Origin of the sequence: Luteimonas aquatica (genome assembly GCF_022662575.1) — a bacterium.
GTDB lineage: Bacteria > Pseudomonadota > Gammaproteobacteria > Xanthomonadales > Xanthomonadaceae > Luteimonas > Luteimonas aquatica.
In genome coordinates, this window is sequence record NZ_JALBFU010000002.1 from 66,973 (window position 1) to 90,979 (window position 24,007).

18 protein-coding genes and 1 pseudogene are annotated in these 24,007 nt (G+C 70.9%); 10 read left to right on the top strand and 9 right to left on the bottom strand.

The genetic code is table 11. The features are described from left to right. The first annotated feature begins 87 nt into the window (after window positions 1-87). Complete coding sequence (locus tag MD221_RS06395; RefSeq protein ID WP_242110652.1) at window positions 88-1,107, top strand: YeiH family protein; 1,020 nt, start codon at window positions 88-90, stop codon at window positions 1,105-1,107. Between the two features lie 1,223 nt (window positions 1,108-2,330). On the opposite strand, the gene speE is transcribed toward MD221_RS06395, so the two are convergent. After that, entirely contained in the window at window positions 2,331-3,179 is an 849-nt protein-coding gene (gene speE / locus MD221_RS06400; protein ID WP_242108689.1) for a polyamine aminopropyltransferase, read from the bottom strand. 159 nt (window positions 3,180-3,338) lie between these two features. On the opposite strand from speE, the gene MD221_RS06405 reads away from it, so the two are divergent. From MD221_RS06405 to MD221_RS06415, 3 genes are all read left to right on the top strand, one after another. After that, complete coding sequence (locus MD221_RS06405; RefSeq protein WP_242108691.1) at window positions 3,339-5,186, top strand: M48 family metallopeptidase; 1,848 nt, start codon at window positions 3,339-3,341, stop codon at window positions 5,184-5,186. Between the two features lie 61 nt (window positions 5,187-5,247). Continuing rightward, a complete protein-coding gene (gene speA / locus MD221_RS06410; RefSeq protein ID WP_242108693.1) occupies window positions 5,248-7,137 on the top strand; it encodes an arginine decarboxylase in 1,890 nt (629 codons plus the stop codon). A 58-nt stretch (window positions 7,138-7,195) separates the two neighbouring features. Then, on the top strand, window positions 7,196-7,450 hold the full coding sequence (locus MD221_RS06415; RefSeq protein WP_242108695.1) for a YciI family protein: 255 nt from the start codon (window positions 7,196-7,198) through the stop codon (window positions 7,448-7,450). A 27-nt stretch (window positions 7,451-7,477) separates the two neighbouring features. Here the strand turns inward: MD221_RS06415 and MD221_RS06420 are convergent, their stop codons facing one another. The 6 genes from MD221_RS06420 to radC all read right to left on the bottom strand — a co-directional run bounded on the left by MD221_RS06420 (window position 7,478) and on the right by radC (window position 12,742). Then, window positions 7,478-8,230: an SDR family NAD(P)-dependent oxidoreductase gene (locus MD221_RS06420; RefSeq protein WP_242108697.1), complete on the bottom strand. Its 753-nt coding sequence runs from the start codon at window positions 8,228-8,230 to the stop codon at window positions 7,478-7,480. 101 nt (window positions 8,231-8,331) lie between these two features. Then, entirely contained in the window at window positions 8,332-8,889 is a 558-nt protein-coding gene (locus MD221_RS06425) for a methyltransferase family protein (protein WP_242108699.1), read from the bottom strand. Between the two features lie 44 nt (window positions 8,890-8,933). Then, complete coding sequence (locus MD221_RS06430; RefSeq protein WP_242108701.1) at window positions 8,934-9,308, bottom strand: hypothetical protein; 375 nt, start codon at window positions 9,306-9,308, stop codon at window positions 8,934-8,936. Between the two features lie 112 nt (window positions 9,309-9,420). After that, window positions 9,421-10,254 (bottom strand): SPOR domain-containing protein, encoded by an 834-nt coding sequence (locus MD221_RS06435; RefSeq protein ID WP_242108703.1) that lies wholly within the window; start codon window positions 10,252-10,254, stop codon window positions 9,421-9,423. Next, window positions 10,255-11,973 carry an arginine--tRNA ligase gene (argS, locus tag MD221_RS06440; protein WP_242108705.1) on the bottom strand — a complete coding sequence of 573 codons (1,719 nt, stop codon included), beginning with the start codon at window positions 11,971-11,973 and terminating at the stop codon, window positions 10,255-10,257. Window positions 11,974-12,067: 94 nt separating this feature from the next. Beyond that, the gene (gene radC / locus MD221_RS06445) at window positions 12,068-12,742 is read right to left on the bottom strand and encodes a RadC family protein (RefSeq protein ID WP_242108707.1); all 675 of its coding nucleotides are present in this window, start codon (window positions 12,740-12,742) and stop codon (window positions 12,068-12,070) included. Between the two features lie 300 nt (window positions 12,743-13,042). Here radC and coaBC point away from each other — a divergent pair. From coaBC to MD221_RS06465, 4 genes and pseudogenes are all read left to right on the top strand, one after another. Next, window positions 13,043-14,268 (top strand): annotated as a pseudogene (coaBC, locus tag MD221_RS06450) (bifunctional phosphopantothenoylcysteine decarboxylase/phosphopantothenate--cysteine ligase CoaBC). 103 nt (window positions 14,269-14,371) lie between these two features. Further along, entirely contained in the window at window positions 14,372-14,827 is a 456-nt protein-coding gene (gene dut / locus MD221_RS06455) for a dUTP diphosphatase (protein WP_242108709.1), read from the top strand. Between the two features lie 111 nt (window positions 14,828-14,938). Next, entirely contained in the window at window positions 14,939-17,272 is a 2,334-nt protein-coding gene (locus MD221_RS17500) for a phosphomannomutase/phosphoglucomutase (protein ID WP_277928879.1), read from the top strand. A 133-nt stretch (window positions 17,273-17,405) separates the two neighbouring features. After that, entirely contained in the window at window positions 17,406-17,807 is a 402-nt protein-coding gene (locus MD221_RS06465) for an MAPEG family protein (RefSeq protein WP_242108711.1), read from the top strand. Window positions 17,808-17,816: 9 nt separating this feature from the next. Here the strand turns inward: MD221_RS06465 and MD221_RS06470 are convergent, their stop codons facing one another. Continuing rightward, the gene (locus MD221_RS06470) at window positions 17,817-19,604 is read right to left on the bottom strand and encodes a DUF885 domain-containing protein (protein WP_242108713.1); all 1,788 of its coding nucleotides are present in this window, start codon (window positions 19,602-19,604) and stop codon (window positions 17,817-17,819) included. Window positions 19,605-19,750: 146 nt separating this feature from the next. Between MD221_RS06470 and MD221_RS06475 the strand changes: the two genes are divergently transcribed. After that, a complete protein-coding gene (locus tag MD221_RS06475; protein ID WP_242108716.1) occupies window positions 19,751-22,171 on the top strand; it encodes a S9 family peptidase in 2,421 nt (806 codons plus the stop codon). Window positions 22,172-22,236: 65 nt separating this feature from the next. On the opposite strand, the gene MD221_RS06480 is transcribed toward MD221_RS06475, so the two are convergent. Next, window positions 22,237-22,953, bottom strand: a complete 717-nt coding sequence (locus MD221_RS06480) for a glutathione S-transferase C-terminal domain-containing protein (RefSeq protein ID WP_242108718.1) — start codon at window positions 22,951-22,953, stop codon at window positions 22,237-22,239. A 345-nt stretch (window positions 22,954-23,298) separates the two neighbouring features. On the opposite strand from MD221_RS06480, the gene MD221_RS06485 reads away from it, so the two are divergent. Next, window positions 23,299-23,928: a TIGR00645 family protein gene (locus MD221_RS06485; protein WP_242108720.1), complete on the top strand. Its 630-nt coding sequence runs from the start codon at window positions 23,299-23,301 to the stop codon at window positions 23,926-23,928. Window positions 23,929-24,007: the final 79 nt, after the last annotated feature.

A 24,007-nucleotide genomic window follows, 5' to 3' on the forward strand; every position in this document is an offset into this window, starting at 1 on the left:
TTTCCGCCGCCCGAGTCCCGCGCCGTGTCCGCCTTCGATCCCGCCGTCCACGTCTCCGCCGCAGCGCCGCAGGCGCCGGGATGGCGCCTGCGCTGGCCGGGGCTGGCGCTGGCCGGCGCGCTCGCCACCGCCGCCCTGCTCTTGGCCGAGGTGCCGCTGCTGCGCGGCTGGGGCCTGAGCGCGCTGACCCTGGCGATCGTGCTGGGCATCGCGCTCGGCAACAGCCCGCTGGGCAGGCGGTTCCCGCGCGTCGCGGCATCGGCCGGCGCCGGGGTGGATTTCAGCAAGGGGACGCTGCTGCGCCTGGGCATCGTGCTGTACGGCTTCCGCGTGACCTTCCAGGAGATCGCCGGCGTCGGCGCGGCCGGGCTGCTGATCGACGCGCTGATGATCGCCGCGGTGTTCGGCCTGGCGGTGTGGCTGGGCACGCGCTGGCTGCGGCTGGACCGCGACACGGCGATGCTGATCGGCGCCGGCAGCGCGATCTGCGGCGCGGCGGCGGTACTGGCCGCCGAGCCGGTGCTGCGCGCGCAGCCGCACAAGGTGTCGGTGGCGGTGGCCACGGTGGTGGTGTTCGGCACCGTGGGCATGTTCGTCTATCCCTGGGCCTACCCGTACCTGGGCTTGAGCGAACACGCCTACGGCCTGTTCGCCGGCTCCACCATCCACGAGGTGGCGCAGGTGGTGGTAGCCGGCAAGGCGGTGGGCGAGGCCGCGGCGGCGACCGCGGTGATCGAGAAGATGCTGCGGGTGATGCTGCTGGCGCCGTTCCTGCTGCTGCTGTCCTCGTGGGCGGGCGCGGCGCGCGGCGGCGACGGCGCGGCACGCGCGAAGATCACCATTCCCTGGTTCGCGCTGGCCTTCGTCGCGGTCAGCGGGCTGCATTCGCTGCGCGTGGTGCCGGCGCCGGCGGTGGAGGCGATCGTGCGCCTGGACACCGTGCTGCTGGCGATGGCGATGGCCGCACTGGGCCTGCGCACGCAGGCGAGCGCCCTGCGCCAGGCCGGGCCGCGGCCGTTGCTGCTGGCGCTGCTGCTGTTCGGCGTCCTGACCGTCGGCGGCTACGCGCTCAACGTGGCCGTGGGGCGCTGGCTGGGGATTGCCTAGCCGGGTACTCCAAGGGACTCGGTGTTGTGCCACGCGATCCGGCAGTTGCGGAAGGTACGAGGATTCGATCCGGAAAAGCCAATTGGCCTAGACCGATTCTGACCATAGGTGCATGCCTATAATCCGGGCCAGACTCCTTCGCGATCGAAAAGCTATGAAAGCATTGCCACGCGCGCTGCTCTTGCTTCTGGCTATCCTCTCAACGAGCTCATGGGCCGTTGGCGATCCTAAAGCTCGCCCCATGTCGACGCCATCCGTCTGGTCATGGAGCTGCGCGGCGACGAGATTCAAAGACTGGACCGAGCTCCTGACTGGTGGCAAGACACAAAAGAGCGTTCGTGGTCGGTCAACACGCGCACCGGCCGGGTTGCCGGGCTCGGCTAATCAGTTCGAATCGAATAGCAAGGTTCACAGTTCATCAAGCCGAAACCGCTTCGCGCATTGGCTTGATTCGGACTTGTAGCCATATGAGAAAGTTTGCGGCAACCATGCTGCTTTGGTTCCTAGCCGGCGTGGCCTTGGCTCATGAGGATCGCATCTTGCCGATCCTTGCGGACGGCACCCTGGACGGTCTGCCTGCCGATTACGGCCCCGTTCGGGTCGCTGTTTTCCGCGCCCCAGCGGATCCAACGACACTGACGCGCGTCAGGCTGACATCTCCCCGTTTCAGCGTCTCGCTCAACTCATGCGTCCTCACCAAGCTAAGGGGCATTACCTACATCCAAGCGAGCGGCTCCTGGTACCACGAGCGAGCACAAGGCGGCCTTCCCGCCTACGTATCCCTAACTTTCTACAGCCATTTCGATCCTGGCCGGGCAATCAACGAGCACTATTCGGTTACTTTCTCGCTTATTGACGGGCGAATCTTGGTGGGCGGGCGAGCTTGGGACCCACTAATTGGCCCTTGGCGCATGCAGCACATAAATCCCGCAGACAAGTGCTCGCATTGGAAGCGCCTCGGCGCCTAGCCTGGCAATGCATCCAAGCCGAAGCAGCCGTTCGCGGCTTGGCTTGATTCAGGCATCGGGCGCTCAGGCAAGAGCCATTAATCTCAATGTCGCGGCGGGCTGAGTTCTGGAGACTCGCTGCGACTCGGAGTCAGCGACCCAATGTCTTCCGTGCCGGGACCGGCAGGCCTATGGCCGGATTCCTGGATCCTCGAGCACGAGACTGATCGGCTGCCCCGCGTCTTGCGGGTTCGGCGAACCGCTCGCCGGATGCGGCTACTCGCCGAGCGCCGCGGCCACGAACGGCGGCGTGGCCATCGCGCCCTGGTGCGTGGCGGCGCTGTAGTACAGCGTCGGGAAGGCCTTGGCGCGCGCATCGTCCTGGCGGAAGTCGAAGCCGCCCTGCTTGCGCGCCAGGGTGCAGCTCCACCAGCCGGTGGGATAGCACGGCTGCGGGAAGGGCAGGGTCTTGAACGTGGTGAAGCCGGCCTTGCCCATCTCGCCGCGCATTTCCTGGATCAGCGCCAGCAGCGCCAGCGGCGACTCGGACTGCTGCACCAGGATGCCGTCGTCCTTGAGCGCGCGGAAGCAAGATTCGTAGAAGGCGCGGTTGAACAGGCCCTCGGCCGGGCCCACCGGATCGGTGGAGTCGACGATGACGATGTCCAGGCTGCCCGGCGCGGCGTTCTTCATGTAGGCGATGCCGTCGTCGAACAGCAGTTCGGCGCGCGGATCGCCGTTGGATTCGCACAGCTCCGGGAAGTACTTCTCGGCCATGCGCGTGACCTGCTCGTCGATGTCGCACTGCACGGCCTTGCGCACGCCCGGGTGCTTGAGCACCTCGCGCAGGGTGCCGCAGTCGCCGCCGCCGATGATCACCACCTGCTGCGGATCGCGGTGGGTGAACAGCGCCGGATGCGACATCATCTCGTGGTAGAGGAAGTTGTCGCGCGCGGTCAGCATCAGCGCGCCGTCGATGAGCATCAGGTTGCCCCAGTCGGTGCTCTCGTAGATCTCGATCTTCTGGAACGGCGACTGCACCTCGTCCAGCTTGCGGGTGATGCGGAAGCCGATGGCGCTGCCGGCGGGTTCGAAGTTCTCGTAGAGCCAGTGGGGGGCGGACATGGGCGGTTCCTCGGATCGTGCGCGGCGGGCCTGCGGCCCGGCCGGAAGTTTTGCGGGCGCGCATTGTAGCGAAGGAAGGTTGCACGTCGGGGTCCGCGCCGGGCCGGGCGCGCGCAGACCCCTGTTAGCATGGGCCCAGGGCGGGAATCCGGAGCGGGAATGGCGGCGCAGGCGCGATATGCGGCATTGATCGAGCGGCTGCAGGGGGAGGCGCGCCGGGCCCCCGGCCGGTATCGCTTCAAGCTGGCGCTGCTGGCCCTGGCCGGCTACGGCGTGCTGCTGGCATTGCTCGCGATCACGGTGGGCGTGCCGCTGCTGGTGCTGGCGGCGGCGCTGGCGACCGGACGCTGGGATCCGGCGCTGGTCTTCGTGGTCCTGTCCTTCGGCCTGATCGGCGCGGTGCTGCTGCGCGCGCTGTGGATGCCGGCCGGGGCGCCGTCCGGGTATCGGCTGGGCGAGGGCGAGGCGCCGCGGCTGACCGAGGACGTGGAGCGCCTGCGCGCGGCGGTCGGCGCGCCGCCGCTGTCGGGCATCGTCATCGACAGCGAGCTCAACGCCGCGGCGGCGCAGGTGCCGCGCCTGTTCGGCCTGCTCGGCAACCGCCAGTACCTGGTGCTCGGCCTGCCGTTGCTGCAGCTGCTCGATCGCGAGGAGCTGGCCTCGGTGATCGCCCACGAGTTCGGCCATTTCGGCGCGGAGCACGGGCGCTTCTCCGGCTGGATCTATCGCGTGCGGCTGAGCTGGTATCGCGTGCTGGAGGGCATGGCGCAGCGCGGCGGCATCGTCGCGCACCTGCTGTTCAAGTTCTACGAGCGCTACGTGCCGTATTTCAACGCCTACAGCTTCGTGCTGGCGCGCGAGCAGGAGTACGAGGCCGACGCGGCGGCGGCGCGCGCGACCGGCGCCGAAGCCGCGGCGAGCGCGCTGGTGCGCCTGGAGCTGGCCCAGGCCCGGCTGCAGCGCACGTTCTGGCCGCAACTGTCGGCGCGCATGCCCGCGCAGCCGCAGCCGCCCCGGGACTATCACCAGGCGCTGGCGCGGGTGCTGCGCGTGCCGATGGCCTGCGATCAGGCGCGGCTGCTGGATGCGACCGCGCGGGATGCGGCGCTGGAGGACACGCACCCGCCGCTGCCCCAGCGCGTGGCCGCGCTCGGCGTGCCGCCGCGGCTGCTGGCCTCGCGCGGCGAGGCGGCGAGCGAATTGCTCGGCGCCGCGTTGCCGCAGATCGAACGCGCGCTCGACGCGCGCTGGCATGCGCAAGCCGATCCGCAGTGGCGCGAGGCCTACCGGGCCGCCGCCGGCGAGCGCGCGCGCCTGGCGGAGATCGAAAGCCGGGGGGCGCCCACGCCCGCCGAGACGCTGGAGCACGCGCGGCTGGTGGAGAAGCTGCGCCCGGACTACGACGCCGCGCCGCTCTATGCCCGCGCCATCGCCCTGGAGCCGGGCAACGCCACCGCGCATTACCGCGCGGGCATGCTGGCATTGCGCGGTGGCGACGCGCGGGCGGGCATCGCGCAGCTGCGCCAGGCGATGTCGCTGGATGCCGGCGCGGTCCGTCCGATCCTGGCCGAGCTGGAGGCCTGCCGCCGCGATCCCGGACTCGACGCCGCCGTCGCGGCCGAGCTGCGCGCCCTGCACGAGGCCTTCGCCCCGAGCGCGCAGTCGCTCGATGCGCGCGATGCCGTCGCCGTCGAGGACGGCCTGCTCGCCCATGACCTGGACGCGGAGGCCCTGCGCGGCCTGGCGCGCGTGCTGGCGCTGCAGGAGCGGGTGACGCGGGCCTGGGTGGCGCGCAAGCGCCTGGAACTGGCCGACGGCACGCCGCATTACGTGGTGCTGGTGGACTGGCGTGGCTCGGTCGCCAGCGAGGCAGCCGGGCTGAAGCGGCTCTCCGAGGCGTTTCGCCTGCCCGGCAGCCATTCGGTGTTCACCGGCACCGACCAGCGCGCGATGGCGCGGCGCGTGCGCCAGCTGTGCGCCGAGCCGGTGTACCAGCGGGCGCGGTAACCGCGCCTTCAAGCTGCGCGGGTAGAATGCGCGCCTCTTCCCGCCCACCGGACGCACGCCCATGACCGCCTGGTCGCTCGACCAAGCCCGCAAGACCTACTCGATCCCGCATTGGGCGGAAGGGTATTTCGACGTCGATGCGCAGGGCCGCATCGTGGCGCGCCCCGGCGGCGCGCAGGGGCCGGCGATCGCGTTGCCGGAGGTGATCGACGCCGCGCTCGAGGCCGGCGCCAACATGCCGCTTTTGGTGCGCTTCCCCGACATCCTCGGCGACCGCCTGCGCACCCTGCAGGCGGCCTTCGCCCAGGCGCAGCAGGAGTGGGACTACAAGGGCGGCTACACCGCCGTCTATCCGATCAAGGTCAACCAGCACCAGGGCGTGGCCGGGACGCTGGCCTCGCATGCCGGCGAGGGCTTCGGCCTGGAGGCGGGCAGCAAGCCGGAGCTGATGGCGGTGCTGGCGCTCTCGCGCCCGGGCGGGCTGATCGTGTGTAACGGCTACAAGGACCGCGAGTACATCCGCCTGGCGCTGATCGGGCGCAAGCTCGGCCTGCAGACCTTCATCGTGATCGAGAAGCCTTCCGAGCTGCCGGTGGTGATGGAGGAGGCCAGGGCGCTCGGCGTGAAGCCGGGCCTGGGCGTGCGCATGCGCCTGGCCTCGCTCGGCGCCGGCAAGTGGCAGAACAGCGGCGGCGACAAGGCCAAGTTCGGGCTCTCGCCGCGCCAGGTGCTGGACCTGTGGAAGTCGCTGCGCGACACCGGCATGACCGATTGCCTGGGCCTGCTGCATTTCCACATGGGCTCGCAGATTTCCAACGTGCGCGACATCGCCAACGGCATGCGCGAGGCCACGCGCTACTTCGTCGAGCTCTCGCGCCTGGGCGCCAGCATCAGCCACGTCGACGTCGGCGGCGGCCTGGGCATCGACTACGAGGGCACGCGCTCGCGCAGCTTCTGCTCGGTCAACTACGGCGTGCGCCAGTACGCCTCCAGCATCGTGCAGCCGCTGGCCGACGCCTGCGAGGCGCACGGCCTGGCGCCGCCGCGCATCGTCACCGAATGCGGCCGCGCGATGACCGCGCACCACGCGGTGCTGGTGGCCAACGTGTCCGAGGTGGAGACCGCCCCGGAAGGCCGCGTGCCCGACGCGCACGACGACGAGCCGGCGGTGATCCGCCACCTGCGCGAGATCCACGACGAGCTGGCCTCGCGGCCGGCGGTGGAGCTGTTCCAGGAGGCGCAGCATTTCCATGCCGAGGGCCTGGCGCTGTATTCGCTGGGCCAGATCGACCTGGTGCACCGCGCGCGCATCGACGACCTGTTCTACGCCATCGCCCACGCGGTGAAGGCGCGCCTGACCTACGACGAGAAGAGCCACCGGCCGCTGCTGGACGAGCTCAACGAGCGCCTGGTCGACAAGTACTTCGTCAACTTCAGCGTGTTCGAGTCGATGCCGGACGTGTGGGCGATCGACCAGGTGTTCCCGATCGCGCCGATCGAGCGCCTGGACGAGGCGCCGACGCGGCGCGGCGTGATCGCCGACCTGACCTGCGATTCGGACGGCAAGATCGACACCTACGTCGAGAACGAGGACCTGGACACCTCGCTGCCGCTGCACGCGCTGCGCCACGGCGAGAGCTATCGGCTCGGCTTCTTCCTGGTCGGCGCCTACCAGGAAATCCTCGGCGACATCCACAACCTGTTCGGCGACACCGACGCCATCGAGGTGCGGGTGCAGGGCGAGGGCTACGCGATCGCGCAGCAGCGCAAGGGCGACACCACCGACGTCATGCTCGACTACGTCGGCTACAAGCTCGACGCGCTGCGCCAGGCCTACCGCGACAAGGTGGCGGCGGCCGGGCTGCCGGCCGAGGAGGCCGAGCGCCTGAACGCGGCGCTGGAAGCCGGCCTGACCGGCTACACCTATCTCGACGACGCGCCGATCGCCTGATCGGCGCGGTCGATCCCCTCCTGGCGCCGACACCTTGCCGGCGCCGCAAGGCATCCGCATGCAACGCTATCTCGTCCTCACCCTGCGCAAGCCGTCCTTCGATCCGGCGGTGATCCAGCCGCACTACGCCTTCCTCGACACGCTGCGCGAAAAGGGCCAGCTGGAACTGGCCGGCCCCTTCGCCGACAAGAGCGGCGGCGCCTATCTGCTGCGCGCCGACAGCCTGGAGGCGGCGCTGGCCATCGCGCACGCCGATCCGGTGCACGTCAGCGGGTCGTCGGAAGTGACCGTGCGCGAGTGGGCCGCCAAATAATCGCGGGCATGGCCCGCGGGGCGCGGGTCAGGATTCGCGGTGGATCTGCAGCCCGGCGAAGGATTGGCTGACCGGCATCAGCTCCAGCCGATTGACGTTCAGGTGCGGCGGCAGGTTCGCCACCCACCACAACGTCTCGGCGATGTCCTGCGCGGTGATCGGATGCGCGCCGGCATACAGCGCGTCGGAGGCGGCATCGTCGCCACTGGTGCGCACCAGGGTGAATTCGGTCTGCGCCAGGCCCGGTTCGATCGAGGTCACGCGCACGCCGGTGCCGTGCAGGTCGCTGCGCAGGCCCAGCGAGAACTGGGTGACGAAGGCCTTGGTGGCGCCGTAGGCGTTGCCGCCGGTGTAGGGATAGCTGCCGGCGATGGAGCTGATGTTGATGATCGCGCCCTTGCGCTCGATCAGCGCCGGCAGCAGCGCATGGGTGATCGCGGCCAGTGCGGTGACGTTGGTGTCGATCATCTGCCGCCATTGCTCCAGGCTGGCGCGCTGCGCCGGCGCCGTGCCGAGCGCGAGGCCGGCGTTGTTGATCAATACGTCGATCCCGGCGAAGGCGGGCGGGATCGTGGCGAGCGCGGCGCGCATCGCCTCGGCGTCGCGGACGTCGAACGCCAGCGCGTGCACGCGCTCGGCGCCGAAACGCTCGACCAGCGCCTGCAGCCGTTCGGCGCGGCGGCCGGAGGTGAGCACGCGCCAGCCGCCGGCGACGAAGCGTTCGACGGCGGCTGCGCCGAAACCGGACGTGCCGCCGGTGATGAAGACGGCCCTGGACATGAGGCGTGCGGGGGAGAGCGGATCAGGTGCAGAGCATGCCGGGTTTGCGTGCGCGCGTCATCGTGGCCGGCCGGTCCGAAGGGGGGGCTTCGGGGCGCGGTTCACCACAGAAACGGAATCAGCCGCTTGGTCGTGCGCGCGTACTCGGGGTAGGCCTGCGGAAACGCGTCGGCGAGCACGCTCTCCTCCACGCGGATGCGCATCACCAGCGCGGCGATCATCGGAATGCAGACCGCCAGCACCGACAGCCAGCTGCCCAGGGACAGGCTGAAACCGAGGAAGGTCAGCAGCACGCCGGTGTAGGAGGGATGGCGCAGCCAGCGGTAGGGCCCCTCGCGCACCAGCGTCTGGCCGGGGCGAATGGCCACATCGACGGTGAAGAATTCGGCCAGCGTCTGCACCGCCCACCAGCGCAGCGCGATGCCGGCGAGCATCAGCGCGCAGCCGGCCCAGAACAGCGGCGCGTGCAGCGAGGGCGGGAAGCGGCCGGCGGGCAGCAGCGCCAGCCAGACGCCGGCGATCAGCGCGCAGGAGAACACGATCCACAGCAGCCGCAACGTTCCCGCGTCGCGGCTGCGGTCGGCGGCGCGCTTGCGGCCGATCCACCATTCGCTGGCCAGCCACAGCAGGCACAGGGCGAGCAGGGGCGAGGACATCATCGGCGGCGTGTGCCTGCGCGGTTGGGATGCGCGCAGCATACGCGCTAGGACGACGTTTTGGTCTTCCTGGCCGGCGGCTTGGGCGCCGGTCTGGCGGGTGGGGCGTCGGCCGCCTTGGCGGCGGCCGGTCTGCGCTTGCGGCCGGTGGCGGCCTTGCCGTTGGTGCGGCTCTTGGTGGCGCGATGCTTCTTGAGCATGTCCTCGGCCAGCACCACGTCCTCGGACAGGATGCCGGCCGCCTTGGCCACCGCGATGCGCGCCTCGGCCTTGTTCTCGTCCGGCTGCGCAAGCAGCAGTTCGAGGATCGCCTCGCGGATCGCGGCCTCCGCGTTGTGCTGCAGGCGCAGATGATCGCCTTGCTTGAACAGGCCGATCAGCACGTCGACCACGGGCTTGATGAGTGCGGCTTCGATGACCATCGTCGGTCCCTCCCTATGGGCCGACAGCATGCGCGAGGGGCTTCTCAGCGGTCGCGACCGCAGCTTGTCCGGCGTCGCAGAAGCCGCCTGAACAGCGGCGGCCGGCGCGTATTCACCGGGCCTTGATGGCCATCGCCGGCAAGCCGCCGTTGCCGAGCTTGTTCTTGGCGTCGGCCAGTTCCGTGGCCGTGCCGTACGGCCCCATGCGCACGCGGTAGACGGTCTTGCCGCCGATGGCGGCCGACTCCACGCGCGCGTTCAGGCCGAGCAGGGCGATGCGCGCCTTCAGCGCTTCGGCGTCGCCGGAGGCGCCGAACGCGCCGGCCTGCAGGATGTAGCGTGCCTGCGGCTGCGCGGCGGCGGATGCCGTGGTCGCCGCGGGCGATGCGGGCGCGGTGCTGCCGCCGGTGGCCGGCGTGGCGGCCACGGTCGGGCGCTCGGGCTGTTCGGACACCTGCGCGGGCAGGCTGCCGGCGGTGCCGGGCGTGGTGCCGGAGGCGGCGGGCGCCTGCGCGGGTTGCTGCTTCTGCTGCTGCTGGGCGAGCTTGCGCTGGCGCTCTTCCTCGGCGCGCGAGGTGGCGGCCAGTTCGGCGTCGGACATCGCCACTTCCTGGCCCGGGAGCAGGGTGTAGAAGTCGTACTGCTGCTTGTCCTCTTCCGGCGTCGAGGCAGGCGCGGGCTTGGCGCCGGCGTTGGCGGCCGGCGCCGGCGTGTCGGCATCCTGCACTACGCTCTCCTCGCCGCCGCTGGCCGCGGCGGGCTGCGCGTCGGGATTGGGCTTGGGACGGATGAAGCCGTCGCCGCCGTCGGACTTGAGCCACTTGGGCGCCATCAGCACCACGATCAGCGTCAGCACCACGCCCAGGACCAGCCATGCCCAGCCGGGCAGGCCGCCGCTGTTGCCGGTGTTGCGCCGCGCCTGCGATTTGCCTCGTCTTGCTGCCACTTACATGGTCTCCGGTGCTTGCACGCCCAGCAGGTCCAGGCCGTTGGCCAGCACCTGGCGCACGGCCAGGGCCAGGGCCAGGCGGGCGTTGCGCACGCCGGCGGCCTCGACCAGGAACTGGTGATCGTTGTAATACGTCTGGAAGGCCTGCGCCAGTTCGAGCAGGTAGGTCGCGATCAGGTGCGGTTCCAGCTGCTCGCCGGTGGCGGCCACCACCTCCGGCCAGCGCGAAAGATCTATCAGCAGGTCGCGGGTGGCGCGGCCTCCAGAAGTCGTGTCGTCCAGGTCGAGCGGCTGCGCCAGCCCGTCCTCCAGGTCGAAGCCGAGCCCGCGCTCCTCCAGCTGGCGCAGCAGGCCGCAGATGCGCGCGTGCGAGAGCTGCACGTAGTAGACCGGGTTGTCGAGCGACTGCGCGCGCGCCAGGTCGATGTCGAAGACCAGCTGCGAGTCGGGCTTGCGCGCGATCAGGAACCAGCGCGTGGCGTCGCGTCCGGCCTCCTCGATCAGGTCGCGCAGGGTGAGGTAGCTGCCGGCGCGCTTGCTCAGCTTCACTTCCTCGCCGCCGCGCATCACCGTGACCATCTGGTGCAGCACGTACTCGGGGTAGCCGGCCGGGACGCCGGCGTCGAGCGCCTGCAGGCCGGCCTTCACCCGCATCAGCGAGCCGTGGTGGTCGGCGCCGAGCTCGGTGATCGCGCGCTCGTAGCCGCGCTGCCACTTGCTGCGGTGGTAGGCGACGTCCGGCACGAAGTAGGTGTAGGTGCCGTCGGACTTGCGCATCACGCGGTCCTTGTCGTCGCCGAAGTCGGTGCTGCGCAGCCACAGCGCGCCGCCCTCCTCGTAGGTGTGGCCGTGCGCGACGAGCTCGCGCACGGTCTCCTCCACCTTGCCGTCGGCGTAGAGCGAGGATTCGAGGAAGTAGACGTCGAAGGACACGCCGAAGGCGGCCAGGTCGGCGTTCTGCTCGCGGCGCAGGTAGGCCACGGCGAAGCGGCGGATCGCGTCGAAGTCCTCGGCATTGCCGGCGCCGGTGACGCTCTGGCCTTCGACCTCAACCGTGGCGCCGGCCAGATAGGCCTCGGCGACGTCCTGGATGTAGTCGCCGCGGTAGCCGTCCTCCGGCCAGGCGGCGTCCTCGGGGGTCAGGCCGCGCGCGCGCGCCTGCACCGACCTGGCCAGGTTCTCGATCTGCACGCCGGCGTCGTTGTAGTAGTACTCGCGGCGCACGTTCCAGCCGTTGGCCGCCAGCGTCCGCGCGATGCAGTCGCCGATCACGGCGGCGCGGCCGTGGCCGACGTGCAGCGGGCCGGTGGGATTGGCCGAGACGTATTCCACGCCGGCGGTGCGGCCGCGGCCGCCGTCGTGATGGCCGAAGGCGGCGCCGCGCGCGTGCACCTCGCGCAGCTGGCGCTGCCAGGCGCCGGGGGCGAGGCGGAAGTTCAGGAAGCCGGGGCCGGCGATCTCCACGGCGGCGATCTCGGCGTCGGTGGGCAGCGCTTCGATCAGGCGCTGCGCCAGCGCGCGCGGATTGCTGCGGGCGCCGCCTTGGCCGGCATGCCTGGCCAGCAGCATGGCGGCATTGGTGGAGAAATCGCCGTGCGCGCGATCCTTCGGGCGCTCGACCACGAAGTCGGGCACGGGCAGGTCGACGGGCAAGGTGCCGTCGGCGCGTAGGGCATCGATGCCCCGGGCGATCAGGGCGCGGAGTCGGGATTTCACGGAAGGGTGCTGGTGTCGCGGTGGTCGGCCATTGTAGCCGAGCGGCCGCGAAGGCTCTGAACGGCGTACCGGCTCCCGAGCGGCACCGCCGCGGCTAGACCCAGCCGCGCGCGGCCATCGAGGTCGGCGGGCCGTCGCCGACCACGAAATGGTCGAGCAGGCGCACGTCCACCAGCGCCAGCGCCTGCTTCAGCCGGATGGTGACCGCGCGGTCGGCGGCGCTGGGCTCGGCGCTGCCGCTGGGATGGTTGTGGCCCACGATCACCGCCGCGGCGTTGTGCGCCATGGCACGCCGCGCCACCTCGCGCGGATGCACCTCGGCGCCGTCGACCGTGCCTTGGAAGAGCTCCTCGAACGCGAGCGTGCGATGCCGGGTATCCATGAACAGGGCGGCGAAGGTTTCGCGCGGCCGTCCGCGCAGGCGCTGCGCGAAATAGCGGCCGGCCGCATGCGGATCGGTCAAGGCGGCGCCGCGCTCCAGGTCGGCGGCCAGGTGGCGTCCGCACAGTTCCAGGACCGCTGCCAGCCGGCAGGCGCGGGCCGGGCCCAGGCCGGGCAGCTTGGCCAGGTCGGCGGGGCTGCGGTCGAGCAGGCTGCGCAGCGGGCCGTGTTCGGCGAGCAGGCGCCGCGCGGTGGAGACCGCGTCGTAGCCGCGCAGGCCCGAGCCGAGGAAGATCGCCAGCAGTTCCGCGTCCGAAAGCGAGGCGACGCCGCGTTCGAGCAGCTTCTCGCGGGGACGTTCTTGCGTGGGCCAGTCGCGGATGTGCATGGGGAGGGGCGGGCGCCGTCCTGGCGTTCGTTGCGGCTCCGGGCGACCGGCCGCCATGGGCCGGGCCGGACGATCCAGAACCGGAAAGGGGGCGCCAGGGATGGCGAGGCACTCCATGCCGAGGCGGGCGTTGGCCGGCGGCGGTCGGAATCGCGGGCTTGACCAGGGGAATGGGGTATCCCGCCCCGGCCGCCGCCGGTTGCAGCCATTGCACCGCGGGCGTGCGCCGGGCGCCGTCGGCCGCCTTCCCGGCATCGGGTAAGCTGTGATCCTGTTTTGCCGTAGGGAAATTCCGATCCGGTGAGCGTCGCCAATACCCAACTCGCCGGGCGTCGCATCCTGCTCGGCGTCAGCGGCGGCATCGCCGCCTACAAGGCCGCCGAACTGGTGCGCCGGCTGCGCGATGCCGGGGCCGAGGTGCGCGTGGCGATGACCGAGGGCGCCCAGCACTTCGTCGGCGCGGTGACGTTCCAGGCCCTGTCCGGGCAGCCGGTGCGCACCTCGTTGTGGGATGCCCAGGCCGAGGCGGCCATGGGGCATCTGGAGCTGGCGCGCTGGGCCGAGCAGGTGGTGATCGCGCCGGCCAGCGCCGACACCTTGGCGAAGCTGGCGCACGGATTCGCCGACGACCTGCTGACCACGCTCTGCCTGGCCACCACCGCGCCGCTGACCGTGGCGCCGGCGATGAACCACCGCATGTGGCTGCATCCGGCCACCCAGGCCAACATGGCGCTGCTGCGCGAGCGCGGCGTGCGCGTCGTCGGCCCCGAGGACGGTCCGCTCGCCGAAGGCGAGTCCGGCCCCGGTCGCCTGGCCGAACCGGAAGCCATCGTCGCCGCGCTGGCGGCCGGCGCATGACCCAGGCCAAGGCCTCCGGCGCCGGGCTGCGCATCCTGGTGAGCGCCGGCCCGACCTACGAGGACATCGATCCGGTGCGCTTCATCGGCAACCGCAGCAGCGGCAAGATGGGCTTCGCCGTGGCCGAGGCGGCGGCGCGCAGCGGCGCCCGGGTGGTGCTGGTCGCCGGTCCCGTGGCGCTGCCGACGCCGCCCGGCGTGACCCGGCTGGACGTGCGCTCGGCGGCGCAGATGCACGAGGCGGTCCTGGGGCAGCTGCCGGCCGACATCTATATCGGCGCGGCGGCCGTGGCCGACTTCACGCCGCGCCAGGTGGCGGGCAGCAAGATCAAGAAGCGCGAGGGCGAGAGCGGCCTCACCCTGGATCTGGTGCGCACGCCCGACATCCTGGCCGAGGTCGCCGGCCACGCGGCCAGGCCGCGCCTGGTGGTCGGCTTCGCCGCCGAAACCGACGAGGTGGAGCGCTATGCCCGCGACAAGCTGGCGCGCAAGCGGCTCGACCTGATCGCCGCCAATCGCGTGGGCGTGGCCGGCAGCGGCTTCGAGAGCGACGACAACGCGCTGACCGTGTACTGGACGGACGGGCAGCGGGCGCTGGGCCCGGCGCCGAAGACCGTGCTGGCCGGGCAGCTGCTCGAGCTGATCCTGGAACGCCTGCCCGCCGGATGAGGCGGCCCGGCGTGGCGTTTGCTTTCCCTTCGTCCGCGACCCCGCGACCGGGGCCGCGCGCGAGACCCCCTATTTCACGACCTTCTCTTCACGGCATCCGGCCATGCATACCCTTCAAGTCCGCGTTCTCGATTCCCGCTTCGGCGACGCCTGGCCGCTGCCGGCGTACGCCACCGAGGCCAGCGCCGGCCTGGACCTGCGCGCCGCGCTCGAGCGATCGCTGACGCTGCCGCCGGGCGAGGCCGCGCTGGTGCCCTCGGGCCTGGCCATCCACATCGCCGATCCCGCGCTGTGCGCCGTGGTGCTGCCGCGTTCGGGCCTCGGGCACAAGCACGGCATCGTGCTCGGCAACGGCACCGGGCTGATCGACGCCGATTACCAGGGGCCGCTGATGATCAGCGTCTGGAACCGCTCGCGCGAGGCCTTCACCATCGAGCCGGGTGACCGAATTGCGCAATTGGTCCTGTTACCGATCGTGCGCGCCGCATTGCAGGTGGTGGATACTTTCGCCGACAGCGCGCGCGGCGCCGGCGGCTTCGGCCATACCGGCGTGCGTTGAGCGCGCGGCCGTCCGGCGGGGCGGCGCAAACCCCGCCGGGCCGGGCGGGGCATGGGTGATTCGGCGGCGATCGCGCCAGGCGGGGCGGTCGCCGCGATGAAGGGGGAATGCATGACCGAAGCACAAGAGCCGGGCGGGTTGCGCCGCCTGTTGCCGCAATTGCGGCCCTACCTGTCGGCGGCCGCGGCGGTCCTGGCCCTGCTCGCGCTGTGGCTGGGCTGGAGCGGCTGGCAGCAGATGCGCGATGGCACGCGCCGCGCCGATCTGGAGCTCAGCCGCGATGCGGTCGCCGAGGGCACGCTGCGCGCGCTCAACCTCGAACGCAATCGCCTGACCGAACGCCTGGCCAGCGCCGACGTGCAGACGGCGTTGCGCGGCGGCGATTTCGCCGCCGCCGGACAGGCGCTGGGACGCGACTGGCAGCAGGTCCAGGAGTCCACGGTGCTGCCGTCCGACCTGGAGGCGGCCTATGCCGGCCTGCCCAAATCCGGTTTCGGGCACTTGGCGACGATCGAGACCGCGCTGACCGAGGACAAGGCGGTGCTGGCGGTGGTGCGCGCCGGGGGCAAGCCGCAACTGGCGCTGGCCGCGCCCGCGCGCGTGGACGGCGGCGTGGTCGGGGTCGCCTTCGTGCGCCTGCCGCTGAAGCGGGCCAGCTTCGCGCTGGAGAACGCGATGCTGCCCGGCGACAGCTACCTGGCCCTGCGCCAGGGCGGGCAGACCCTGTTCGAACGCGGCGACGCCTCGCTGGCGAGCGCGGCCGAGCGCCGCGCGGCGCCGATTCCGGGCACGCCGCTGCGGCTGGCGGCGGCGGTGCCGAGCGCGGCGATCAGCCCCTTCGGCCTGGGCGACCTGGCTTCGTTCATCGCCGCCACCGTATTGTTGCTGCTGGCCTACGTGGCCTGGCGCCTGCCCAAGCGCATCGGTCGGCAAACCGCCGCCGCTGCCGCGGCCGCGCCGACCCTGGCGCAGGCGATCGCGACGTCCCCCGTCCCCGCCGAGCCTCCCCCCCTAGCAGCAGGAGAGAAGACCATCGACGTCCAGGATGCTCCCAAGCCCACGTCCGTGCCCATCGATCGCGGCATCTTCCGCGCCTACGACATCCGCGGCGTGGTCGGCCAGACCCTCGATCCCGGCGTCGCCAGCCTGATCGGCCAGGCCATCGGCACGCTGATGGCCGAGAAGGAACTCGACGACATCGTGGTCGGCCGCGACGGCCGCATTTCCGGGCCGGAGCTGGTCGCGGGCCTGGTCGAGGGGCTGCGCAAGACCGGGCGCAACGTCATCGACATCGGCATGGCGCCGACGCCGGTCACCTACTTCGGGGCCTATCACCTGCGCACCGGCTGCTGCATCTCCGTCACCGGCAGCCACAATCCGCCCGACTACAACGGCTTCAAGATCGTGGTCGGCGGCGAGACCCTGTCGGGCGATGCCATCGTCGACCTGTACACGCGCATCAGCGAAGGCCGCCTGCACGCGGCGCCGACGCCGGGCAGCGCCAGCCAGCGCGACATCGGCGAGGACTACGTGCAGCGCATCGCCGGCGACATCCGCCTCGCGCGTCCGCTCAAGGTGGTGGTCGACGCCGGCAACGGCGTGGCCGGCGAGATCGGCCCGCGCGTGCTGGAGGCGATCGGCGCCGAGGTGATCCCGCTGTACTGCGACATCGACGGCTCCTTCCCCAACCACCATCCCGATCCGAGCGAGCCGCACAACCTCGAGGACCTGATCGGCAGCGTCGCGCACGTCAACGCCGACCTCGGCCTGGCCTTCGACGGCGACGGCGACCGCCTGGGCGTGGTCACCCGCAACGGCCAGAACATCTTCCCCGACCGCCTGCTGATGCTGTTCGCCGCCGACGTGCTCGACCGCAACCCGGGCGCGGTGATCCTGTTCGACGTGAAGTGCACCGGGCGCCTGCCCGGCTACATCCAGCGCCACGGCGGCAGCCCGCTGATGTGGAAGACCGGCCATTCGCTGATCAAGGCGAAGATGCGCGAGACCGGCGCGGAACTGGCCGGCGAGATGAGCGGCCACTTCTTCTTCGGCGAGCGCTGGTACGGCTTCGACGACGGCATCTACGCCGCCGCGCGTTTGCTGGAGATCCTGGCCGCGCGCCCGGATTCGCCGAGCATCGTGCTGGAGGCGCTGCCCAACGGCGTGTCCACGGCCGAGATCAAGGTCGACGCCCCGGGCGACGATCCGCATGCCTTCGTCGACCGCTTCCAGGCGCAGGCGCAGTTCGAGGGCGCCCGTCCTTCCACCATCGACGGCCTGCGCGTGGACTGGCCGGACGGCTGGGGTTTGGTGCGCGCCTCCAACACCACGCCGGTGCTGGTGCTGCGCTTCGACGCCGATTCCAAGCAGGCGCTCACGCGCATCCAGCGCGACTTCCGCGCGCAGCTGCTGGCGTTGGACGCTTCGCTGAAGCTGCCGTTCTGAGCAAGACCCGGGGCGGACGCGCGAGCGTCCGCTGCGCATCGCCCTTTCGCCGCGGCGCGGGAGGGCGGGGGCCGGAGCTGGGATCGGGTCGTGTCAGCTCGCCGTTCGCAAGCCGCCGGAGCCCTGGATCGCCATGTCGCACCCGCTGATCGTTGCCATGGCCGCGCATGTCGCGCTGGCCGCGTTCCTGTACGTGGCGCTGACCGTGGCGCGCGCCCCGGCCATCTGGGGGATCGGCCGCCTGCCCGACGGCGGCAATCCCTGGGCCGGAATCGAGCCGCGGATCAGCGCCAACCTGTCGAACCAGTTCGAATGGCCGCTGTTCTTCCACGCCGCGTGCCTGGTCCTGCTGCAGCTCGGTTCGAGCGGCCTCGCGCCGGCCCTGGCCTGGGCATTCGTCGCAGGGCGCGTGCTGCACAGCCTCGTGCAGATCCTCACCGCCAACGTGCGCCTGCGCGGGGTCGTCTTCACGATCAACTTCCTGGCCGTTCTCGGCCTTTGGGGCGTGATCGTCGCGGCCGCGCTTCGCGGCTAGGCGCGCCGCTCAGCGCGTGCGTTGCGCGGGCACGAACTGTTCGCGCACCGCGGTCGCCAGCTGATCCGGCGGCAGCATGCCCTGGTCGAGCAGGAAGTTGTTGAAGGCCTGGCGGTCGAACTTCTCGCCCAGCGCCAGTTCGGTCTCCATGCGCAGCTCCAGGATGCGGCTGTAGCCGTAGAAGTAGCTGCCGGCCTGGCCCGGGGCGTTGAACATGTAGCGGTCCAGCTCCTGCTTGGCCATCGCCTTGGAGACGCCGACCTCGTTCTCCAGCACCTGGCCCGCGCGCTCGCGGTCGATCAGGCCGAGGTTGAGCATCGGGTCGAGGATCGCGCGCGCGGCGCGCAGCAGGCGCAGCTGCAGGGCGACCATCTGCCCCTCGATCGGCTCGTAGGGCACCATCTCGGCCTCGGCGTACAGCGCCCAGCCTTCGACGTTGACCGAGTTGAAGGCGAACATGCTGCGCGCCAGCGAGACGCCGCGCTCCACCATCGCGGTGAACTGCAGCTCGTGTCCCGGACGACCTTCGTGCGCCGACAGCGTCCAGGCGGCGGCGTCGTAGTTGAAGTCGTCGTACTGCAGCGCGGTGCCGTCGGGGTTGGGCACCGCGACCGGCAGCACGAACTGGCCCTGCTGCCCGGTGTTGCCCACCAGCGGTGCGGGCAGGAAGTGCGGCGCCGGCTGCGCGGCGGACTCGGCGTCGCTGCCCAGGCGCATCACCATCGGCCGCTGCGGCACGTCGACGATGCGCTGGCGGCGGATGATCGGATCGATGGCGTCGATCACCTTGCGGTAGCGCGCCTCGAGCTGGTCGTTGGGGATGCTGGTCTTCTTCAGCGCGCGGATCACGGCGATGTAGTCGCCCTCGCCGATGCCGGACAGACCCTTGGCCTTGGCCACCAGCGGTGCGAGCTGGCGCATCGCCGCGCGCGTTTCCATGAATTCGACCTGGGCGCGGCGCATCAGCGTCTGCGGGTCGATGTCGATGCCGACCTGCTTGAGCTGGAAGGCGTACAGCTCGGCCGGCAGCTGCGTGGTCGGCCTGGCTTCGGGCAGCACGCTGGCGCGCGTCCAGGCGGCGTAGTCGTGCAGCTGCTTGTCCATGGCCGCGAGCGCGGCGTCGGCGCCGGCGATCTGGTACTTGGCGAACAGCTTGCGGATGCCGTCGACGAAGGTGTCGACGTTGCCCAGCGACTGCTCGACCTCGAGCTTGGTCGGGCGCAGCAAGGCGGTGTCGCCCACGCGCTCCAGGTAGCGCGCCTTGGCCAGCTCGGTCACCGGCTGCGTGCCGGGCGCCATGCCCACGTAGGCCTTGAGCCGGTCCAGCGCCTTGGCGCGGCGCTCGGGCTGGGTCTGGTCGGAGAGCAGGCCGCGCATGCCGGAGAACACCGTCTGCGGCACGTCGCTCCAGGGCAGGGTGAGCTTGTCGGACAGCGTGCTGCCCTCGGCCGCCTCGTCGGCGGCGTGGATCATGATCTCCAGGTCCTGGCGCACATTGGCGTTGCGCTCGAGCTGCAGCTTGGCCGACAGCGCCTGCTTGGCCTGCGCCATGGCGGCGACGAAGCGCTCGGTGCGGCGCGGCCCGTAGTCGGACACCTTGTCGTCGTAGCCGGGGATGCCGAAGAAGGAGAAGCCTTCCGGCGAGAACTGCGCCTGCGCCTTGATCAGGATCATCGCGTTCTCGTTGCTCGCGGCCACCCAGGCGGGCGCGCTGGCGGCCGGCGCGGCCGCTTCGGCGGCCAGCAGCGGCGACGGGATCGACAGGGCGAGGGCGATGGCGAGCAAGAGAGGCTTCATGGGGCGGCCGGCAGATAAAGTCCGCCGACCCTACGCCCTGCGCCGGCCCGGGACAATGGTTCGCAAGTCATGCCCGCCGCGCGCCGCGACGCGCTAGCATGCCCGCCCATCGCCGCGCCATCGCGGCCTCGTTCATGGAGTCAGGCATGGGGTTCGATCCGGGCACGCGGCATTGGCGCGGGGCGTTGGCGGTGCTGCTGGCGGCGGGCCTGCCGGCGTCGGCCCTCGCGCAGGACGCCGGCGCACGCAGCGCGGCCGTCGGCGCCGACGACTACGCGCGCGCCGCGCGCCTGATGAAGCCCAATGCCGAGGCACTCGTCGACCATGCCGTCGGCGCCGTGCACTGGCTCGACGACACGCGCTTCTGGTACCGCGACCATGACGCCGCCGGCGACCGCTACCTGCGCGTGGACGCGGCCACCGGCGAGAGTGCGCCCGCGTTCGATCACGACAAGCTGGCCCGGGCGCTGGGGCAGGCCGCGGGCAAGTCGCTGCGCGCCAACGCGCTGCAGCTGAACGGCATCGCCGAGGGCGAAGGCCAGGATCGTTACGAGATCACCTACAAGGACCGGCGCTATCGCTGCGATCTTTCCGGCAAGGGCGCCTGCGCGCCGGCCATCGCCAAGCGCAAGGGCGCCGACGGCAAGCAGGCCGACGCCGAGCCCGGCGTGCGCTCGCCGGACGGAAAGCGCGAAGCGTTCGTGCGCGACTGGAACCTGTGGGTGCGCGACCTGGCCAGCGGCGCGGAGACGCAGCTCACCCGCGACGGCGTGGAGAACTACGGCTACGCCACCGACAACGCCGGCTGGAAGCACACCGACCGGGCGATCCTGGTGTGGTCGCCGGATTCGCGCCGCATCGCCACCTTCCGGCAGGACCAGCGCAAGACCGGCGACATGGTGCTGGTGGCCACCAACGTCGGCAGGCCGAAGGTGGAGAAGTGGAAGTATCCGCTGGTGGGCGACCGCGACATCACCATGATCGAGCGGGTGATCGTCGACGTGGCTGGCGCATTGGAAAGTCCGCACAAGGACGCGCGGGATCTTGCGAAGGGCTCGCATCACGTCTTGCGGCTGAAGATGCCGCCCGACCAGCACCGTTCCACCCTGTGCGACGACGTCAGCTGCGACGGCGGCTGGGAGGACGTGCAGTGGGCGCCGGACGGACGCACGCTGGCGTTCGTCTCCAGCGCGCGCGACCACAGGCAAGTCTGGCTGCGCGTGGCCGACGCGGCCAGCGGCGCGGTGCGCACGGTCTTCGACGAGACCGCCAAGACCTGGTTCGACAGCGGCATCAGCGGCGTGAGCTGGCGCTACCTGCCGGACAGCCGCGAAGTGCTCTGGTACAGCCGGGGCAGCGGCTGGGGCCAGCTCTCGCTGCACGATCTGGACAGCGGCAAGCGCAAGCACATGGTCACCAGCGGCGAGGGCAACGTCGCCGAGGTACTGCGCGTGGATCCGGCCTCGCGCACGGTCTGGTTCGTCGGCGTGGGCAAGGAGGCCGGCCGCAATCCCTACTACCGCCACCTCTACAAGGTCTCGCTCGACGGCGGCGTGCAGACGCTGCTGAGCCCCGAGGACGCCGACCACGCGATCGCGCTGTCCAGGGACGGCGGCTATTTCGTCGATACCTATTCCACCACCACGCAGCCGCCGGTGACGCTGCTGCGCAAGGCCGCCGACGGCGCCACGGTGAAGGAGATCGCGCGCGCGGACATCACGCGGCTGAAGGCCGCCGGCTGGGTGCCGCCGGAACCTTTCACGGTGAAGGCGCGCGACGGCCGCACCGACCTGTACGGCCTGCTGTTCAAGCCGGCCGATTTCGACGCGGGCAAGCGCTATCCGGTCGTCGACTACGTCTATCCCGGCCCGCAGGCCGCCTCGGTGCGCAGCTGGGGCTTCCTGCCCGCGCACGGCGACAACCAGTCGCTGGCCGAGCTGGGCTTCGTCGTGGTCGCCATCGACGGCATGGGCAGCAATCCCTGGCGTTCGCAGGCCTTCTACGAGGCCTATGCCGGCGACATGGGCGACTACACGCTGGCCGATCAGGTGGCGGGCTTGCGCGAACTGGGCAAGCGCCATGCCTGGATCGACCTGGACCGGGTCGGCATCTGGGGGCATTCGGGCGGCGGCGCGGCGACGGCCGCGGCGATGTTCCGCTACCCCGACTTCTTCAAGGTCGGCATCAGCGAAAGCGGCAACCACGACAACCGCAGCTATGAGGACGACTGGGCAGAGAAGTGGCAGGGGCTGCCCAGGCCCGGCAAGGACGGCGCCAGCAGCTACGACGACCAGGCCAACCAGAACCACGCCAGGCACCTGAAGGGCCATCTGCTGCTCGCGCACGGCACCCTGGACGACAACGTGCCGCCCTACAACACGCTGCTGGTGGTGGATGCGCTGATCAAGGCCAACAAGGACTTCGACCTGATCATGATCCCCAACGCGCGCCACGGCTTCGGCGACGCCACCGCCTACATGACGCGCCGGCGTTGGGATTATTTCCTGCGTCATCTGGCCGGCGTCGAACCGCCGAAGAACGTCGAGCTGAAGATCGAGGCGCCCTGAGGGCGCCCCGCGCGCCGCCATTGCGGCCGGCGTCCGGATGACGGACGCGCGGGCCGCGGCGGGCTTCAGTCCTTCTTGGCGCCTTGTCCGAACAGGTGCTTGCGATCCTCGTCGGTCAGCGGCTGCCCCGCGCTCGGATTGATCCGCTTGGTCAGGGCATAGGCGCGCTGCGTCGCCGGGCGCGCGGCGATGGCGGCATGCCAGCGGCGCACGTTGGCGAAAGGCGCCAGATCCAGCGGCACGGCCGTATAGGGATTGATCCAGGGATAGGTGGCGATGTCGGCGATGCTGTACTCGCCGCCGGCGATGAAATCGCGGCCTTCCAGGCGCCTGTCGAGCACGCCGAGCAGCCGTTCGGCCTCCTTGGTGTAGCGCTCGATCGCGTAGGGGATCTTGTCCGGGGCGTAGACGTTGAAGTGGCCGTACTGCCCGGTCATCGGCCCGAGGCCGGCCATCTGCCAGAACAGCCATTCCAGCGTTTCCATGCGCGCGCGCGGCTCGGACGGCAGGAACTTGCCGGTCTTCTCGGCCAGGTACAGCAGGATCGCGCCGGATTCGAACACGCTGAGCGGCGCGCCGCCGTCGGCCGGCGCGGTGTCCACGATCGCCGGAATCTTGTTGTTCGGCGAAATGGCCAGGAACGCCGGCGCGAACTGCTCGCCCTTGCCGATGTTCACGGGATGGATGGTGTACTCGAGGGGGTGTCCGGCATCGACCAGCTCCTCGAGCAGCAGGGCGGGCTTGTGGCCGTTGGGGGTGGTCCAGTAATAGAGTTCGATCATGGCGAGAGGGTCGGTTGCGCGCGCCGGGGCGCCAGGGCGGCGGCCGGCGGCGAGGTGGAACGTCGGACGGCCCGGGGCCGGGACGCGGAACCGCGGTCGGCGTGGGCGCGCCGCGGACGGTGGGAAGGCGTGGCCGACTCTAGCGCAGGCGATGCAGCGGTGCGAGCAATGCTGCGTTGCGTTTCAGGCGGGAACCCGCGAGGGTCCCGCGGCGCTAGCCGGTCGAGCATGAAGGCGGCGTCATCGCGATGACATCGGTCCCATCGCATCCCCGGGCGTCCGCGCTTGGCAGCGCCATCGCCGGCGGCTAACCTGCTCTCCGTTTCCGTCCAATCCCCCACCCGCATGAAAGATCCCGGCCGGTCCCGTTTGAATCCCTTGCCGGCGCTGATTTTCAGCTCGCGCTGGCTGCAGCTGCCGCTCTACCTCGGCCTGATCGTGGCCCAGGGCGTGTACGTGTTCCTGTTCGTCAAGGAACTCTGGCATCTGATCCACGACGCGCCCAAGCTCACCGAGCAGGCGATCATGCTGATCGTGCTCGGCCTGATCGACGTGGTGATGATCTCCAACCTGCTGGTCATGGTGATCGTCGGCGGCTACGAGACCTTCGTCTCCCGCCTGCGCCTGGAAGGCCATCCGGACCAGCCGGAATGGCTGAGCCACGTCAACGCCAGCGTGCTGAAGGTGAAGCTGGCGATGGCGATCATCGGCATCTCCTCGATCCATCTGCTCAAGACCTTCATCGAGGCCGGCTCGCTGGGGCTGCCGATCTGCGGCTCGGCGGAATTCGCCGGCCTCAAGCAGGCGGCGGGGGAGGCGGCGGCGCAGCTGCGCTGCACCACCACCGAGACCGCCGGGGTGATGTGGCAGACCATCATCCATTGCGTCTTCATCCTGTCGGCGATCGGCATCGCCTGGACCGACAAGCTGATGTCGCAGACCGCGGGCAAGCGCGAACACGCCGCGGCGCATTGAGCGCCGCGAGGAGGCGGAGCGTGCCGATCGCGGCGTCGAATGGCCAGAACCCGCTTCCAGCCCGATGGCGGGCCGCGCC